The organism is Roseomonas sp. CCTCC AB2023176, assembly GCF_042259275.1.
Taxonomy (GTDB): domain Bacteria; phylum Pseudomonadota; class Alphaproteobacteria; order Acetobacterales; family Acetobacteraceae; genus Roseomonas.
Window position 1 is genome coordinate 3,667,725 of the sequence record NZ_CP170086.1, and the last position, 16,145, is coordinate 3,683,869.

17 protein-coding genes and 1 other RNA gene are annotated in these 16,145 nt (G+C 73.6%); 7 read left to right on the forward strand and 11 right to left on the reverse strand.

Annotated elements, in window-relative coordinates:
* Positions 1-316: 316 nt before the first annotated feature.
* The 8 genes from ACE7GA_RS18385 to ACE7GA_RS18420 form a co-directional block, all read right to left on the reverse strand.
* On the reverse strand, positions 317-1,465 hold the full coding sequence (locus ACE7GA_RS18385; protein WP_376089661.1) for an alanine racemase: 1,149 nt from the start codon (positions 1,463-1,465) through the stop codon (positions 317-319).
* 10 nt (positions 1,466-1,475) lie between these two features.
* Positions 1,476-1,880 (reverse strand): VOC family protein, encoded by a 405-nt coding sequence (locus ACE7GA_RS18390; protein WP_376089664.1) that lies wholly within the window; start codon positions 1,878-1,880, stop codon positions 1,476-1,478.
* Positions 1,881-2,780: 900 nt separating this feature from the next.
* Positions 2,781-3,110, reverse strand: a complete 330-nt coding sequence (locus ACE7GA_RS18395; RefSeq protein ID WP_376089667.1) for a hypothetical protein — start codon at positions 3,108-3,110, stop codon at positions 2,781-2,783.
* 63 nt (positions 3,111-3,173) lie between these two features.
* On the reverse strand, positions 3,174-3,557 hold the full coding sequence (locus ACE7GA_RS18400) for a RidA family protein (protein WP_376089670.1): 384 nt from the start codon (positions 3,555-3,557) through the stop codon (positions 3,174-3,176).
* A gap of 10 nt (positions 3,558-3,567) precedes the next feature.
* Entirely contained in the window at positions 3,568-3,894 is a 327-nt protein-coding gene (locus ACE7GA_RS18405; protein ID WP_376089673.1) for a hypothetical protein, read from the reverse strand.
* Positions 3,895-3,916: 22 nt separating this feature from the next.
* A complete protein-coding gene (locus ACE7GA_RS18410; RefSeq protein WP_376100355.1) occupies positions 3,917-5,560 on the reverse strand; it encodes a fumarate hydratase in 1,644 nt (547 codons plus the stop codon).
* Positions 5,561-5,750: 190 nt separating this feature from the next.
* Entirely contained in the window at positions 5,751-6,278 is a 528-nt protein-coding gene (locus tag ACE7GA_RS18415) for an SspB family protein (protein WP_376089676.1), read from the reverse strand.
* An 87-nt stretch (positions 6,279-6,365) separates the two neighbouring features.
* The gene (locus tag ACE7GA_RS18420; protein WP_376089679.1) at positions 6,366-6,902 is read right to left on the reverse strand and encodes a TetR/AcrR family transcriptional regulator; all 537 of its coding nucleotides are present in this window, start codon (positions 6,900-6,902) and stop codon (positions 6,366-6,368) included.
* 50 nt (positions 6,903-6,952) lie between these two features.
* Here ACE7GA_RS18420 and ACE7GA_RS18425 point away from each other — a divergent pair, with 50 nt between their 5' ends.
* On the forward strand, positions 6,953-7,315 hold the full coding sequence (locus ACE7GA_RS18425) for a hypothetical protein (RefSeq protein WP_376089682.1): 363 nt from the start codon (positions 6,953-6,955) through the stop codon (positions 7,313-7,315).
* A gap of 5 nt (positions 7,316-7,320) precedes the next feature.
* Here ACE7GA_RS18425 and ssrA read toward each other — a convergent pair.
* Positions 7,321-7,671, reverse strand: a transfer-messenger RNA (tmRNA) gene (gene ssrA, locus ACE7GA_RS18430).
* Between the two features lie 23 nt (positions 7,672-7,694).
* Here ssrA and ACE7GA_RS18435 point away from each other — a divergent pair.
* The 3 genes from ACE7GA_RS18435 (at position 7,695) to ACE7GA_RS18445 (ending at position 9,517) form a co-directional block, all read left to right on the forward strand.
* Positions 7,695-8,021, forward strand: a complete 327-nt coding sequence (locus ACE7GA_RS18435; RefSeq protein WP_376089685.1) for a DUF4440 domain-containing protein — start codon at positions 7,695-7,697, stop codon at positions 8,019-8,021.
* Positions 8,022-8,270: 249 nt separating this feature from the next.
* Positions 8,271-9,245: an FAD-dependent thymidylate synthase gene (gene thyX, locus ACE7GA_RS18440; protein WP_376089689.1), complete on the forward strand. Its 975-nt coding sequence runs from the start codon at positions 8,271-8,273 to the stop codon at positions 9,243-9,245.
* The gene (locus ACE7GA_RS18445; RefSeq protein WP_376089692.1) at positions 9,242-9,517 is read left to right on the forward strand and encodes a hypothetical protein; all 276 of its coding nucleotides are present in this window, start codon (positions 9,242-9,244) and stop codon (positions 9,515-9,517) included. Before thyX ends, ACE7GA_RS18445 begins: the two co-directional genes overlap by 4 nt.
* 81 nt (positions 9,518-9,598) lie before the next feature.
* Here ACE7GA_RS18445 and ACE7GA_RS18450 read toward each other — a convergent pair whose 3' ends face one another.
* Positions 9,599-10,783, reverse strand: a complete 1,185-nt coding sequence (locus ACE7GA_RS18450; RefSeq protein ID WP_376089695.1) for a helix-turn-helix transcriptional regulator — start codon at positions 10,781-10,783, stop codon at positions 9,599-9,601.
* 233 nt (positions 10,784-11,016) lie between these two features.
* Between ACE7GA_RS18450 and ACE7GA_RS18455 the strand changes: the two genes are divergently transcribed.
* The 3 genes from ACE7GA_RS18455 to ACE7GA_RS18465 all read left to right on the forward strand — a co-directional run bounded on the left by ACE7GA_RS18455 (position 11,017) and on the right by ACE7GA_RS18465 (position 14,919).
* Positions 11,017-11,913 (forward strand): PfkB family carbohydrate kinase, encoded by an 897-nt coding sequence (locus tag ACE7GA_RS18455; RefSeq protein WP_376089698.1) that lies wholly within the window; start codon positions 11,017-11,019, stop codon positions 11,911-11,913.
* A 148-nt stretch (positions 11,914-12,061) separates the two neighbouring features.
* Positions 12,062-13,450 (forward strand): amidohydrolase, encoded by a 1,389-nt coding sequence (locus ACE7GA_RS18460; protein ID WP_376089701.1) that lies wholly within the window; start codon positions 12,062-12,064, stop codon positions 13,448-13,450.
* A 65-nt stretch (positions 13,451-13,515) separates the two neighbouring features.
* Positions 13,516-14,919: a tetratricopeptide repeat protein gene (locus ACE7GA_RS18465; RefSeq protein WP_376089704.1), complete on the forward strand. Its 1,404-nt coding sequence runs from the start codon at positions 13,516-13,518 to the stop codon at positions 14,917-14,919.
* Here the strand turns inward: ACE7GA_RS18465 and ACE7GA_RS18470 are convergent.
* Complete coding sequence (locus ACE7GA_RS18470; RefSeq protein ID WP_376089707.1) at positions 14,906-16,021, reverse strand: Mrp/NBP35 family ATP-binding protein; 1,116 nt, start codon at positions 16,019-16,021, stop codon at positions 14,906-14,908. The two genes, ACE7GA_RS18465 and ACE7GA_RS18470, sit on opposite strands and share 14 nt — an antisense overlap.
* Positions 16,022-16,145 lie beyond the last annotated feature (124 nt).

The window sequence follows — 16,145 nt, forward strand, 5'->3', positions numbered from 1 at the left end:
GGGCGCTGCGGCCGCAGCGCCCGCCGATCTACGGGTCAGGGGGGATGTCCTCCGCCGGGTGATCCCGCCGGCCGTCGCCCAGCGGGCGGTGGTGGCGGCGGTGGAACCGGTGAGGAGGTTATGGCGGACCGAGCGTCGCAAATCGGTGTCGCGGCGGGGTTTGGATCGTCGCGTGCGTCGCGCCGTGCCGGCGGGCGGGCCGCGGGCCGGCGGTTGCGGTCCTTGGCCCCTGGCCGGGGCGCGCCGTCGGGGAGCGCGAGCCGCGTTGCCTTCCGTCGTCGGCCCCGGGGTCGCGGCGCGGCTCGGGCGGTCGCCGTCAGTGCCAGCCGTCCACCCGCGGCCACCGATCCGTGACCGCGCCATCCGGGTTGATCACGTCGAAGGCGCCGTAGCCGCCGGCCGCGGTCATGCAGACGTGGTTGGGATAGACGCGGACGAGGGAGCCGACGGGCAGGCGCACGAACCAGGATTCGTGGGGAACCGGCACCATCCCGTGTTCCTGGTAGGCGGTGGCGACGTGCAGCGGCAGGCGGTGGCCGTGCTCGTCCGCGAGGATCCCGAAGCCGGTGCCGGGGGCGAAGCTGTTGGCGGTGACGTCCTTCGAGAGGGCGAGGGCGCCGGCATCCAGCACCAGGGCGGGGCCGGCGCGGTTGTGGCCGATGACGGTCGAGAGGACGGAGCAGGCCAGGTCCTCCCACCCGCAGAGGCCGCGCGACATCTGCGCGAGGTCCCAGAGGAGGGAGACGCCGGCCCGCGCTTCCGTCACGCCGGTCAGGTGGCGGGCATGCAGCAGGGTGGGGGAGGAGCCGACCGAGACGATGTCGGCGCGCAGGCCCGCCGCGCGGATCGCCTCGGCGGCGGCGACGGTGCCGGCGCGCTCGGCCTCCGCGACCTCGGCGATCTCCTCGGCCCCGGCGAATCCGTAGGAGTGGCCGCCATGGGTCATGACGCCGGCCAGACGGAGGTGGCGCGTGGCGGCGGTGGCGCGGGCGATGGCCAGCGCGCGTTCGGGCGGGACGCCGGCGCGGTGCTCGCCGCTGTCAACCTCGACCAGGACCTCGTGCGGTTCGGTCGCGGCGGCGTCGAGGAGGGCGGCCATCTCCGGGCTGTCGAGGACGAGGATCAGGCGGGTGCCATGGGCACGGCGCAGGGCCTCCGCGCGCGGGATGCGCGCCGGGATGGCGGTGGCGGCGAGGAGGATGTCGCGCGCGGCGCCGGCGGCGGCGAGGAACTCGGCCTCCTTGATCGTCGAGACGGTCTGCGGGCCGGGGGCGCCCCCGGTCGAGATCAGCGCGACCTCGGCCGACTTCGCGGTCTTGAAGTGCGGGCGGAAGGCAACGCCGAGCGCCTGGCAGCGGGCGTGGAGGCGGGCAACATTGGCCTCCAGCCGCGCGCGGTCCAGCAGCAGGCGCGGGGTGTCGGGCGCCGGGCGCGGCGGGGCGCCGGAGGTGCCGTCGGGCGTCACGCTCCCCGCCTCAGGGTACGTCGCCGTAGGAGGCGATCTCGACGAGGTTGCCCTCGGGGTCGCGGCAATAGACGGAGTTGATGGGGCCGAGGGCGCCAATCCGGACGGAGGGGCCGACCTCCACCGTGACGCCGCAGGTCTCGAGGTGGGCGACGACGTCCTCGGCGGGGACGGTCACGATGAAGCAGAGGTCGTGGCAGCCGGTGGCGACGGTGCGGCCGGTGAACCATTCCTCCTGCGTCGCGGTCTTCGGGCGCAGGTTGATCTTCTGGCCGCCGAAGCGGAGGGCGGTGCGGTTCTCGGAACCGAAGGAGTCCCGCTCCATCCCGAGGACGCGGGCGTACCAGTTCGCCATGGTGTCCACGTCGTCGCAGGTGACGACGAGGTGGTCGAGGCGGTCCACGGCGAAGCGCATTGCGGTGTTCCCGGCAGCGCCGCAGCGGGACGCCGCGGGCGGGGCACCCCATGCAACGACGGTCCGCGGCGGGCAAGAGCGCGCGTGCCGCGCTGGGCAGGCGCGCGCGTGCCGCGGCGGGCAAGCGCGCCCGTCGCGGCGAGGTCGGGGCCGCCACCCCCGCTCCTTTGTTCCCCGTTGGGGGCGTGGTGGCCGCGCCTGGCCCGCGGCGGGTCGCATCCTGATCCGCCGCGGGCCGGCCGTCAGCGGATGACGCTGCCGCCGCCGGTGCTGCCCGTGGTACTGCCCGTGGTGCTGCCGGGAGCCATGGGCTGGACGGTCGCGCGGTTCGTGCCCTGACCCTGGGCGACGCTACCCTGGACCGACCCGCCATTCGGCGCGGCGACGTTGCCGGACGGCGGCGTGGCGCGCGGCGCGGTGACGCTGCCCGTCTGGGTGCCCGTCTGGGTGCCCGTTGGGTGCCCGTCTGGGTGCCCGTCTGGGGGCCGACGTGGCTGCCGGAGGCGCCGTGTGGCGTCGCGGCCGCGCCGGTGCGGGACGGGGTGGTCGCCGGCGTCGCGGCGGCCGAGGGCGCGGGCGTCGCCGGACGCGCGGCCGCCGGGCGGTCTCCGGCCGGCGCCGGGGAGGCTGGGACGGCGGTCTGGGCGAGCGCGCCGAAGGCGGGCAGGGCGATGACGGCGCCGAGCAGGGCGGACCGGATACGGGTGGACATGGGGGTTCCCTTTTCCTCTTCGCGGCACCCGCTTCCGGGTGCGGAAGGGGTGGCGAAGGAGAGGATCCCGTGCCCCGGTGGCCGCCATCCGGCGGCCCCGGGGTCATTTCAGGGTGCTCGTGGCCGTTCCGCGGCAGTGGTGGCCGTCGCGTGGCGATCCGGTTGGCGCCGTGGCGCGTGGCCGCGTCTCAGCGTTGCGTGCTGCCCGTGGTGCCGCTTCCCGGGCCGACCAGGCCGCTGCCGCCGACGCCCGCGTCGGGGACACTGCCCGTCCCGCCGGTGCCGGACCCGCTGCGCGCCGGGGCACCGCCCGCCACGGAGGAGCCGCCGCTCGAGGAACTTGTACCGCTGGGCGCGGAGGAGGTCGCGGTCCCGCCGCTCCCGGCATTGCCCGCCCCGGCGCCGCCCGATGCGCCCGCCGATCCGCTGCCCGACCCGCCGGCCGAGCCCTGGGCGAGTGCCCCCGTGGAAAGGGCCGCCAACAGCGCCAGTCCAAGCACCGAGGTCCTGATCGTCATGTCATATCTCCGCTGCGCCCGGGACTGGGCACTGGGGGGCAACGCGCGGCGCCCGGCGCGGCTTCAGGACCGGAGCCGCGCCGTGACCTCGATCTCGATCCGCATGGCCGGGTTCTGGAGGGCGGCGTGGATGAGGGTGGCGGCGGGGCGGACCTCCCCGAGATAGAGGCGCAGGATGGGCCAGCAGGGTTCCCAGTCCGCGGGGTCGGGGACGATGTAGCGGACGCGGACGATGTCGGAGAGGCGGGCTCCGGCCTCGGCGAGGGCGGCGGCGATGTTCTTCAGCGTCTGCTCGCATTGCCGGACCACGTCCGGCGCGATCTCCATCGTCGCGTAATCGTAGCCGGTGGTACCGGAGACGAAGATCCAGTCGCCGTCCACGACGGCGCGGGAATAGCCGATGTCCCGCTCGAAGGGGGAGCCGGAGGAGATGAGGCGCCGCGTCATGCTGGTTGCCTCAGTTGGGCGGGCCGAAGCGGAGGATGACCGAGGCCATGTAGGACAGGCCCATCGCGAGCGCGACGACGCCGACGGCAAGCGTCGCGCCGCCGGTGACGCGCGCGGCACCCAGCCCCGCCGCGACGCCGAGGAGGATGGCGACCGGCCCCGTCCACCAGGCGCCGTGGCCGTAGAGGAAGGCGACGGCGAGGGGGAGCGCCTGGGCAAGCCGCAGGAGGGCCGTGCCGAAATCGGTGCCGTCCGCCGCGGCGCGCCGCGAGAGGAGGAGCGTCGCGCCGAGGGAGGCGAGCGCCATCATCGCCGTCGCGAGGAGCGTGGTTTCCATCAGCGAGCGGACGCCACGCCGTTCATTCCAGCCCGTCGTAGAAGTCGTTGCCCTTATCGTCCACGACGATGAAGGCGGGGAAGTCCTCGACTTCGATGCGCCAGATCGCCTCCATCCCGAGCTCCGGGTATTCCAGGACCTCGACCTTGCGGATGCAGTCCTGGGCGAGGCGCGCGGCGGGCCCGCCGACGGAGCCGAGGTAGAACCCGCCGTTCCGCTTGCAGGATTCGGTCACGGCCTTGGAGCGGTTGCCCTTCGCCAGCATGACGAGCGAGCCGCCGGCGGCCTGGAATTCCGCGACGTAGGAGTCCATCCGACCCGCGGTCGTGGGACCGAAGGAGCCGGTGGGCATGCCCTCCGGTGTCTTGGCGGGGCCGGCGTAGTACACTGGGTGGTCCTCGACGTATTGCGGCAGGCCCTCGCCGCGGTCGAGGCGTTCCTTCAGCTTCGCGTGGGCGATGTCGCGGGCCACGACGATGGTGCCGGTGAGGGACACGCGCGTCTTCACGGGGTGGCGCGAGAGTTCGGCGCGGATCGCGTCCATCGGTCGGTTCAGGTCGATGCGGACGACCTCTCCTCCCATGATCTCGTCGGTATGTTCCGGAAGGAAGCGCGCGGGGTCGTGTTCCAGCTGTTCCAGGAACACCCCGTCCGCGGTGATCTTCGCCTTGATCTGGCGGTCGGCGGAGCAGGAGACGCCGATGCCGATGGGCAGCGAGGCGCCGTGGCGCGGCAGGCGGATGATCCGCACGTCGTGGCAGAAATACTTGCCGCCGAACTGCGCGCCGATGCCGAGGTTCTGGGTGAGCTTGTGGACCTCCTTCTCCAGCTCCCGGTCGCGGAAGGCGTGGCCGGACCTGCTCCCGCGGTCGGGGAGGGTGTCGAGGTAACGGGTGGAGGCGAGTTTCACCGTCTTCAGCGTCGCCTCGGCGGAGGTGCCGCCGATGACGATGGCGAGATGATAGGGAGGGCAGGCGCTGGTGCCGAGCGTCCTGATCTTCTCGCCGAGGAAGTCGAGCAGCTTCTTCGGGTTCAGCACCGCGCGGGTCTGCTGGAACAGGAAGGTCTTGTTCGCGGAACCGCCGCCCTTGAGAACGAACATCAGCTCGAACTCCTCGGCGTGGTGCTCGCCGGGGGCGGCGTAGATGTCGAACTGGACCGGCAGGTTGTTGCCGGTGTTCACCTCCTCGTACATCGAGAGCGGCGCCATCTGGGAATAGCGCAGGTTCGTCTCGGTGTAGGTGCGGTGGACGCCGTAGGAGAGGGCTTCCTCCTCGTTGCCCTCGACCCAGACGCGCTGGCCCTTCTTGCCGTGGACGATGGCGGTGCCGGTGTCCTGGCACATGGGCAGCACGCCGCCCGCAGCGATGTTGGCGTTCTTCAGCAGGTCGAGCGCGACGAAGCGGTCGTTCGCACTGGCCTCCGGGTCACGCAGGATGTTGTTCAACTGCTGCAGGTGGCCGGGGCGCAGCAGGTGGGACACGTCGCGGCAGGCCTGGAAGGCCAGTTCCTCCAACACGCGGGGCGGGATGCGCAGGACCTTGCGGCCGCCGACCTCGATCGTGGAGACGCCCTCGATGTCCAACTTGCGCCAGGGCGTCTCGGGTTCGCCCAGCGGGAACATCGGGGAATAGTCGAAGCCCTTGGTGCGCTGCGACACGGGCATGCCCGCATCGCCCTCCGCGCCGTTCGGGTTTCCGACGGGGGCGACGGGCGTGAGGTCGTTCGGGTTGGTCACGCGCGGCGTGTCGGCGGCGGAGGTTCCTTCCGCGCCGGAGGGCGTGGCGGCGGGGTGGTCGAGGGCGGGCATCGTATGTCTCCGCTTGGATGCGGGCCGCGCGGGCGCGGCGGTTCGGTCAGTCGCGACCGGCGGGCTTGCGGCGGAAGGCGTCGAGGGAGACGACCTGTGCCGGTGTCTCCTGCTTCGGCGGCGCGGGCGCTTCGGTTGCTTCCGGCGCGGGGGGCAAGGCGGCTGCGTCGTTCGGTTCCGCGTCGTCCGCCGCCACGCCCTCGCCGAAGCGCAGGCCGACGCGGACATGAGGGTCCCAGAAGGCGATGAGCGCGGCGAAGGGCATGACGAGCGACGCGGGCACGCCGCCGAAGGAGAGGCCCACCGAGACCTTCTGTGCCGCGCGGTCCACCTTCAGGTCCCAGAACTGGTGCTGCAGGACGATCGTCATCTCCTGCGGGTAGCGGGCCTTGAGGTGACCTGGGACCTTCGTGTCCGGGTGGTCGGTGCGGAAGGTCAGGTAGAAGTGGTGCTCGCCCGGCAGGCCCTTCTCCGCCGCGTGCTCGAGGGCGCGCAGCGCCACGCCGCGCATCGCCTCTTCGGTCCAGCGGTCGTAGGGCAGCAGGCTGTCGGGCGGCGGTGCGGTCTCGCTCATGCGGGGTCCGGAGGGGGCGGGAGGGCCGATATAGGCGCGGCGTGAGGGTCGCGGTAGCCGGGCGCGCGGCGCGCGGCAACCCGCCTCTCATGCTTGGAGCAGTTCGCGGATGAGGGCGGCCGGCTCGTCGGCGGGAAGGGCGCCGTCGATCAGCAGCATGGCCAGGCCGTGGACCAGGCCCCAGGCGCGCAGGGCGCGGGGGCGGTCGCCGGCGGCATCCTGCAGCGCCCGGAACGTCGCGTCGCGCGCGGCGTCGAGCGCTGCATTGCGGCCCCGGGACGCCGCCACGAGCGGGCCGAACATCAGGCGGAAACGCGCGGGGCGGTCGAGGGCGAAGCGGACATAGGCCTCGCCCATTGCGTTCAGCGCGTCGGTCGGGATCGCGGCCGCGGCTTCACCCATGGTCCGGCCGAAAGCGGCATAGCCGCGCGCGGCGAGGGCCAGCAGAAGCGCGTCCTTGTCGGGGAAGTGCCGGTAGGCGGCGGCTGCCGTCACGCCGGCGCGGCGGGCGGCCTCACGCAGGGCAAAGCCGCCGTTGCCGCCCTCATCCAGCAAGGTGTCTCCCGCGTCGAGCAGGGCGGCGCGGAGGTCGCCGTGATGGTAGGGGCGATCTGATGTTGACACCGTTAACTCCGCACCTTTATGTAAACGCTGTTCACAACGGAGACGCGGCGATGTCCACCCCCCTTCCGGTTCTCGTTCACCTCGGTTTCTCGCTCGCCGCCCTGGCCGCGGTGCCCGTGGCGATCGGGGCGCGGCGGCTGGGCATCAGCCACCGCATCGCGGGGCGCGTCGCGGCGGGGGCGCTGTTCGGGGCGGCGCTGTCGGCCTTGGCGCTGACGACGCACGGCTTCACGCCGCTGCACGTCCTCGCGCTGATCATGATGGCGACGCTGGGCTGGGCGGTCTGGCGCGTCCGGCACGGGCGGGTGGAGGCGCACCGGCGGTCCATGCTGATCTGTGCCGGGTCGCTCGTCATCGCCGGCGTGGCGGCCGTCGCGGTCCCCGGGCGCCTGCTGCACGCCTGGACGTTCTGAGAAAAAGTGGGGGGATTCTGTTGCCCGGTTCCCCCCGGACCGCGCTTACCTATTAGGCAGCGAGCGCCACAGCCTCGCGGCTGTTGTCGTTGGCACTTGTGATTTAGCCCGATGACGGCGGTACAATGCCGGGCAAAGGACACGTCTTTACCGCGCGCGTCGAGCCTGTTTCGGCCCCATCGTCCCCACCCCGACAAGGGCGGTTGGAACAACGAACCGAGTGGTTCGTCGGTGATGGTGGAGCCGCCGGGCACTGCCCCCGGGTCCGCAACGCTTATTCCACGTGCCGTTTATCGCCATAGCCGTCCGAAGACGACCCGTCTGATATAGGCCAAACCGCGACGGGATTCCAGGGGAGGCTATTCTGCAGGACGACGCGGTGTGGCGCGCCGAGGAGGCGTTGTGGACGGGCGGGCCGGACGCCTATGCCCAGTCAATGGACCCCGTCGCCGTCAAGGCCTTCCCGGGCGCGGGAATCCTGGATGGGCCGGCGATTGCGGAAGCGATCGCCGCGGCGCCGCGCTGGGCCTCCGTCACGATGGCGGGACGCGTCCTGGCGCGCCCTGCCAAGGGCTTGGTCGTGCTTGGCTACACCGCGGAGGGACGGCGCGACGGTGCGGCGCCCTACCGTGCCGCCTGCACCTCGACTTGGCGGGAGGGCCTGGACGGCTGGCGGCTGGTCCAGCACGCCCAGCCGCCGTCCTGACGGGCCGCACCCCGCGTCCGAACCCCCGGGGGTCGCGCTCGACGACGCCGACGCCACGGCCCCATCGGGCGGGCTGCTCGCCGAGCTGCGGTCAAGAGAGTGCGAGCGCTGTGGCGGGCGTTGCTTCGGCGCGGCGGGCGCCGCACGAACACCATGGCGCCCGGCACACAGTGTGGCCGGACCGACGCGGAACCGACTCCCCCACCGCTTCGGCACGGGCTACATCGGCCGACGCTCAGGGGGACACGGATGCCGCTCACGGACGCACAGCGCGCGGAGGTGCAGGAAACGCTTGCCGGCCGTCACGAGACGCGGCGACCCGTCTCGCCGGCGCTGGAAGCGATGCTCTACGAACCGCTGCCGGTGCTCGACCACGGCTTCGTCCGCGTCGTGGACTACATGGGCGATGATGGTGCGGTGGTGCAGGCGGCGCGCGTCTCCTACGGGCGCGGCACACGGGCGGCGAACGAGGACCGGGGGCTGATCCGCTACCTCATGCGGCACCGGCATTCGACGCCCTTCGAGATGTGCGAGATCAAGTACCACGTGAAGCTGCCGATCTTCGTCGCGCGGCAGTGGATCCGGCACCGCATGGCCAACGTGAACGAGTATTCCGCGCGCTACTCCATCCTCGACCGGGAATTCTACCTGCCGGCGCCGGAGGCGTTGGCGGCGCAATCCGTCGTCAACCGCCAGGGGCGCGGCGACGTGCTGTCGGGCGACGAGGCGGCGCGCGTCATGGACATGCTGCGAGAGGACGCGACCCGGAACTACGACCACTACCTGGACATGCTGAACGAGGACGAGGAAGGGCAGGTCCTGGACCCCGGCCGGCGCGGGCTGGCCCGGGAACTCGCGCGGATGAACCTGACGCTCAATGCCTACACGCAGTGGTACTGGAAGACGGATCTGCACAACCTGCTGGGCTTTCTGGCGCTGCGGGCCGACGCCCACGCGCAATACGAGATTCGCGTCTATGCCGACGCCATGCTCCGGACGGTCCAGGCCTGGGTCCCACACACCTACGAGGCCTTTCGCGACTACCGGATGGGCGCCGTGACCCTCTCCGCCCAAATGCTCGCGGTCGTCCGGCGGATGACCTGCGGCGAGGCAGTGGAGCAGCGCGGCAGCGGCCTCTCGAAGCGCGAGTGGCGGGAACTGATGGACGTCCTCGGGCGCGACGAGGCCGGCGGCAAGCTGGAGCCTCCGGCGGGGGTGGCGTGAGCCGGGTCGCCGCCACCCGCCCCGGCCCGCGGCCTGCGAAGCGGCCTTCGGCAAAGGCGCCGTCACCGCGTGGCGGTGGCGGTGCACCGCCCGGCCGCTTCGGGTTCCTGCGGCCGGGACCCCTGGCGCGCCGCTGGATCGCGGTGCTCGTCATCCTCTTCGCCGTGCTCGTCGGCCTGCCGATCATAGCGGCGGTCTTCGGGGAGGTCTGGGCGCTGATCCTCGGCGCGACGCTCGGCGGCTTCGCCCTGGGGCGCGCGACCGCGCGGTAGAGCGCGAGCGAACGACGCCACGACGCGACGCGACGGTTGGGCCGCCGGACTGCGCCGGATGAGGGCCGGGCGCGACCGGGCCTACATCCCCTCCAGCCCGGCCAGCATGCGTTCCAGGTCCCGCAGGTTCGCGGCACCGGTCTTGTCGAGCACGGAGCGGACATGGGTGCGCACCGTCGTCTCGCGCAGGCCGCGGGCGGTGGCGACCGCGGCCTTCGTCGCGCCGCCGGCGAGGCTGCGGACGATGTCGGCCTCCGCGCGGGTCAGGCCGAAGAGGCCGCGCAGGACGTCCGCGTTCGGGGCGGCGGCGCTCCGACCGATCTCTCGCAGGAGCAGGAGAGCGCGGCCCTCCACCCGTGCGATGCCGCCGCCATCGGCGGCCGCGATGCGTCGCGGCAGCGGCGTGACGAGGCCGGCGAGGGAGGGCACGCCCTGCGCGTCGCGCAGCCGGATGGCCCCGCCGGTTCCCTGCGCGAACGCTGTCGCGCGGACGAGGGCCTCGAGCGCGACCCGGTCGGCGCGATGCGTCGGCGTGAGCACGGTGCGCGCGGCGGCGCGCAGGTGGCCCGCACGCCGGAGGCGGAGCGCGGCGCCTTCGGCGGAGGTCACCGCCTCCGCCGCGAGATTGGCGACGAGGACGTGCATGTCGGCGTCGAGGATCAGGAGCGGCTGCGAAAGCGCGTCGAGGGCGCCGAGGCCGGGCGCGGGCGCACTCCCATCCCCGGCTGCCGCGCCGAGTCGGTGGCGCAGCTGCATCGCGCGCCGGAGGTGGGGCAGGACGGCGGAGAGGAGCTTGCGTTCCGGATCGCCGAAGGGAGCGGCACCGGCCGGCCGGTGCAGGCCGATCGGCATGGCGCCGGCCGCGCCGAGCGGAACGAAACTTCCCACCACGTAGCGGAGCCCGTGATGGCGGCCGAATTCGCGATAGAACTCGCTCTCGACGAACTCGGCCTCCGGCACGAGGGTGCCGCTCACGCTCACCCGAGGCGGGCCGTGCGCGGCTTCATGCGCGAAGGCCGCGGCCGCGCGCTTCGTCCAGAGGTCCACGTGGCGGTAGTGGCGCCGATAGGCCGTCACGCCGTCGGGCGGGACCTCGGCGGCGCAGAGGATCTCCGGCTCGCCCGCCAGCACGTCGCCCGCCATGAGCGAGATGGTCCGTGCCCTGAGGAGGGCCGTGAGGCTGGCACCGACGACGGCCCAGGGCGTGCCGCCGGTGGCCGCGTCGTAGATTTCCTCGGTCACGGCGAGGACGCGTGCTGGGGACATGGCTCGCTCCGACCTGCCCGCTGCCGGGCCCTTCTGGTCCAAGGACCGTACGTGAGCGGGGAGTCGGCGGGTCAACGACGATGTTCCGGCGGGGGCATCACCCTCCCGCGAGCGTCCGGCGCGCGAGCGTCGGGCGCGCGAAAGTCCGGGGCCCGAGCGTCAGGCGCGTCTCGCGGGCCAGACGCTCGTGCGGAGGCTTGACCCCAGGGCAGGGTCGGCCGCATGCGCCGGGCATGCGCGGTACGGTCACGGTCTTCGGCAGCATCAACGCGGACCTCGTCTTCCCCGTGCCGTCGCTGCCCGCGCCGGGGCACACCGTCCTCGGCGGGGCCTGGTCCGCGCTGCCCGGCGGCAAGGGGGCCAATCAGGCCGTGGCGGCCGCACGCGACGGCGCGGCGGTCCGCATGTTCGGCGCGGTCGGGCAGGACGCCCTGGCGGAGGCGGCGCTGTCGGCGCTGCGGGGGAGCGGGGCGGACCTGTCGGGCGTGGTGCGGACCGACGTGCCGACGGGCGCTGCGGCGATCTGCGTGGATGCGGAGGGGCGGAACCAGATCGCGGTGTCGCCCGGCGCGAACGCGCGCGCGCGGGCGGATGCGGTTCCGGTGGATGCGCTGGACGGTGTCGTGCTGCTCCAGATGGAGGTTCCGCCGGCGGAGAACGCAACCCTCGTCGCGCGCGTGCGGGCGCACGGCGGGCGGGCGATCCTGAACATGGCGCCGGCCGGGCCGCTGGCGGCCGAGGCGCTGCGCGGGCTGCACCTGCTGGTGGTCAACGAGCACGAGGCGGCCTGGATCGGCGCGCATCTGGGCTGCGACGGCGCGCCGGCGGCGCTGCGCGCGGTGCTCGGCGTAGCCATCGCGGTCACGCGCGGAGAGGCGGGGGCCGAGGCCGCGGATGGCGACGGGCTCCATGCCGTTCCGGCCTTCCGGGCGGGGCCGGTGCAGGACACGACGGGTGCTGGGGATTGCTGGTGCGGGGTGCTCGCCGCCGGGCTGTCCCGCGGGATGCCGCTGGTGGGCGCGATGCGCCGTGCAGCGGCGGCCGCGGCACTGTCCGTGACGCGGCGTGGCGCCGCCGCGGCGATGCCGGACGCGACGGAGACGGACGCCCTGCTCGCGGGGGCGGGATAGCCGTCGAGCCGGGACGGCCGTCCGGCAAGCGTTGCCCAGCAAGCGGCGCCGGCAAGCGGCGCCCGGCAAGCGGCGCCCGGCAAGCGGCGCTCGACAAGGGCGGGGCGGCGGGTCCAGCCTTTCGGGGCTTCTGGGAAGGACCTCGCCCATGCTCTTCCGCCGCCCCGCGACGCGCCGGACCGCCGACAATCCGACGCTCCCCTCCCGCCGCGGGCTGCTCGCGGCGGCCTGCGCCTGCTGCGTGCTGCCGGCCGGCTTCGCGCGGCCGGCGAACGCCGTGACGGCGGCCGCCGCGCTGCCTCTCCACGCGCGTCTCGACGAGGCTGCGCAGGCGGTCGAGGCGCGGATGATCGCCTGGCGCCGCGACATCCACGCGAACCCGGAGCTGGGGAACCAGGAGCGGCGGACCGCCGCGCTCGTCGCCGCGCACCTGCGCGCGCTGGGCTACGAGGTGCGGGAGGGCGTCGCGGTGACGGGCATCGTCGCGCACCTGCAGGGCGAGGGCGGGCCGGGGCCGGTGCTCGCGCTGCGGGCCGACATGGACGCCCTGCCGGTCGCCGAGGAGGTGGACCTGCCCTTCCGGTCCCGCGCCACCGCGGAATGGGGCGGGCAGCAGGTCGGCGTCATGCATGCCTGCGGGCATGACTGCCACGTCGCGATCCTGATGGCCACGGCGGAGGTCCTGGCGGCGCAGAAGGCGACGCTGCGCGGCACGCTGAAGCTGCTCTTCCAGCCGGCGGAGGAAAACCTGCCGAACGGCGAGATCGGCGGGGCACGGCGCATGCTGGACGAGGGCGCCTTCGCCGATCCCAGGCCCGACGCGGTCTTCGGGCTGCATGTGAGCAGCGGCCTGCGCGTCGGCGAGATCGGCTATCGCCCCGGGCCTTCCACGGCCAGCGCGGACGAGTTCACGATCATCGTGCACGGGCGGCAGACGCATGGCGCGTTGCCCTGGGGCGGGGTGGACCCGATCGTGATCGGCGCCCAGATCGTGACCGCGCTGCAGACGATCCAGAGCCGCCAGGTTTCGGGCAGCGAGGCCTCGGTGCTCACGGTCGGTCAGTTCCACGGCGGCAACCGCAGCAACATCATCCCGGACCGGGTGAGCATGAACGGCACGCTCCGCACCTACAGCGAGGAGCGGCGCGGCTTCATGATGCGTCGCGTCGGCGAGATCGCGGAGAACGTGGCGCGCGGCATGGACGGGCGGGCCGAGGTACGGTGGGAGCCGAACGGCTACCCCACGAACGTCAACAACGTCGCGCTGACCGAGCGGATGGCGCCGACCCTGGCGCGGATCGCGGGGGACCGGCTTCGGCTCTCGCCGCCCGCGACGGCGGCGGAGGATTTCGCCTACTTCTCGCGCGCGGTGCCCGGGGTGTTCTTCAACGTCGGTATCTCCGCACCGGATGCGGACCTGCGGACGGTTGCGCCGAACCACTCGCCGCGCTTCCGGGTTGACGAGGCGGGGATGATCGTCGGGCTGCGCGCGACGCTGCACATGGTCGCGGACTTCACCGGCAGCGCGGCGGCCTGACGCGCCGGAGGCCGGTTGCGGGGGAAGGTCGCCCCCCCTAGGGTCGCGCCGGGACCCGGCGAACCTTGAGAATCCTCTACGACGACGATGCGGTCCAGGCCGTGTACCGGCCCGGATCCTCGGACTTCACGCTCATCACCTTCGGCGACAAGGACCTCCGCCCCGCGCCTGGCCGCTTCTGGGCGGGCGAGCCGGCGGAGCAGCTCAATCTCGACTGCATCGGGATCGTGGCGAAGGGGCCGAACTGGTATCCGGCGGCCGCGATGGTGCGCTGCGCGCCGTTCCTCTCGGGCGTCGGGAGGCAGCGGCGTCTCGGCTATGGGTACAGCATGGGCGGCTATGCCGCCTTGCGTCACGGGCGGCTGCTAGGGCTGACGCATGCGCTGGCGGTGTCGCCGCAGGTTTCGCTCGATCCGCGCGACGTGCCGTGGGACCGGCGCTACGCCGCGCATTTCGACCCCGCCCTGCATGCCGGCATGGCCGTGCGGCGGGAACACCTGGCGGACGAGACGTTCGTGCTTGCCGATCCCTGGGACGCGGAGGATGGCGCGCACCTGCGCCTGGCGCTGGAGGCGGGGCCCCTGCGTTCGGTGGTCGCACCGTTCGTCGGGCACTGGGCGATCTGGCTCTTGGCGGGGCGATCCGTCCTGGCCCGGGCGCTGGCCTGCGTGCTGGCGGGGGACGCCCCCGGGCTGCGGCGGCTCGTCCGCAGCGGCCGCGGTGCCTGCGCGCCATGGCATGCCTGCCTCGGTGCGGCGGCCCTGCGGCGCGGGCATGTCGGCCCGGCGCTGCGGCTCGCGGCACAGGCCGAGGCGCGCGGCTTCGACGCCGCGGTCCTCGAGCCCATGCTGGCGCACGGGGCCGGGGTGGCCCTCTCCCGCCTAGTCGCTTCGGGGGCGACGGCAGAGGATCTGGCCCGGTTCGGCGAGGCTGCGTCCGGCCTCGTGGCGGCCGCGCGGATCGACGATGCGGTCGGGCATGCCCTGCTGCGCGCCGACCGCGACGAGGAAGCGGCGCTGGCCTTCCGGCGGGCCCTGTCGGCCGATCCCGGCCTTGGTTCCGCGCATGGTGGCCTGAGCCTCGCCCTGGCCCGGCTCGGGCGTGCCGAGGAGGCGCTGACGCATGCGCGGCAGGCCCACGCGCTCGACCCCGCGGACGCGGAACTGGCAGCCTGGGTCGGCTATGTCCTGCTTCAGTCCGGGCGGGCGGAGGAAGCCGTCGGGATGTTCGAAACGGGCATCCGCCTGAACCCCGGCATGGGTCACGCCCACCGCGCGCGCGCGCGTGCTCTGCGCGATCTGGGCTTGGGGCCCGAGGCTGCCGCGGCAGCGGAAGAGGGCTGCCGCGCCGTGCCGTCGGACGCGGCGCTCCGGCAGCTCGCAGATGAACTTCGGCCGCATCTGGAGCGGGGTGGCGAGCGGCGGACGGGCTGGCTGCGCCTTCCCGGGAGCGCCCCTACTCGACCGTGATTCGCGGGCCGGCCGCGGCCGGGGTCTTCGCCTTGTCCCAGACGCGTGCGGCAACTCGGCGATAGGCGGCCGCCTCGTCCGATTCCGGCTGCGCGAGGACGATGGGGTTGCCGGCATCGGCCGCCTCGCGGATCGCGAGTTTCAGCGGCAATTCGCCGAGGAACTCGACCCCGAGGCGGCCGGCCTCCGCGCGCGCGCCGCCATGGCCGAAGATGTCGCTGCGGTGGTTGCAGTTCGGGCAGCAGAAGAAGGACATGTTCTCGATCAAGCCCAGGACGGGGACGTTCACCTTCTCGAACATCCGGATGCCGCGTCGCGCGTCCAGGAGCGCAACGTCCTGCGGCGTCGAGACGATGACGGCGCCGCGGAGCGGCACGCGCTGGGACATGGTGAGCTGCGCGTCGCCGGTGCCGGGCGGCATGTCCACGACCATGACGTCGAGGGCCGGCCAGGCGACCTGGGTCATCATCTGCTCCAGCGCGCCCATGACCATCGGGCCGCGCCAGACCATGGGTGACTCCTGGTCCACGAGGAATCCGATGGACATGGCGTGCAGCCCCCAGCACCGGACCGGCTGGATGCGGTCGCCCACGACGTCCGGCTTGCCCGCCGCGCCGAGCATGAGGGGGAGGGAAGGGCCGTAGACGTCGGCGTCCAGCAGCCCGACGCGAAGGCCGGATTGCGCGAGGGCGCAGGCGAGGTTGACGGCGGTGGTGGACTTGCCGACGCCACCCTTGCCGGAGGCGACGGCGATCACCGCCCCGACCTCCCGCAGCAGCATCGGGCCGCCACCTGCGCGCTGGCCGGCGGCGGGTGCGCGCGGCGGCGGGGCGGGCTGGGCGTCACGGTGTGAGGTGAGGACCACCGTCGCGCTGAGCACGCCGGGAACGCCGCGCACCGCAGCCTCGGCGGCGGCGCGGAGCGGCTCCAGCCCCCGCGCCCGGTCGCGAGGGACGGCGAGTTCCACCTGCACCATGCCGTCGCGCGCGGCGATGCCGCCGATCATCCCGGCCGCGGCGAGGTCCCGGCCCGTCGCGGGGTCGCGCAGGCCGGCGAGTGCGGAGCGCACCGCGGCTTCCAGGCCGCGCGGACCCTCGCTCACCATCGCTTGAAACCCCCCGATCCGGGCCAAGATGAACCGCGCGCAATGTCCCCTCTTCGCGGACGGCGCCGCGCCCGGCATATGGGTGCCACCACCTGCGCGCAAGCGCGCCCGCGGCGGATGC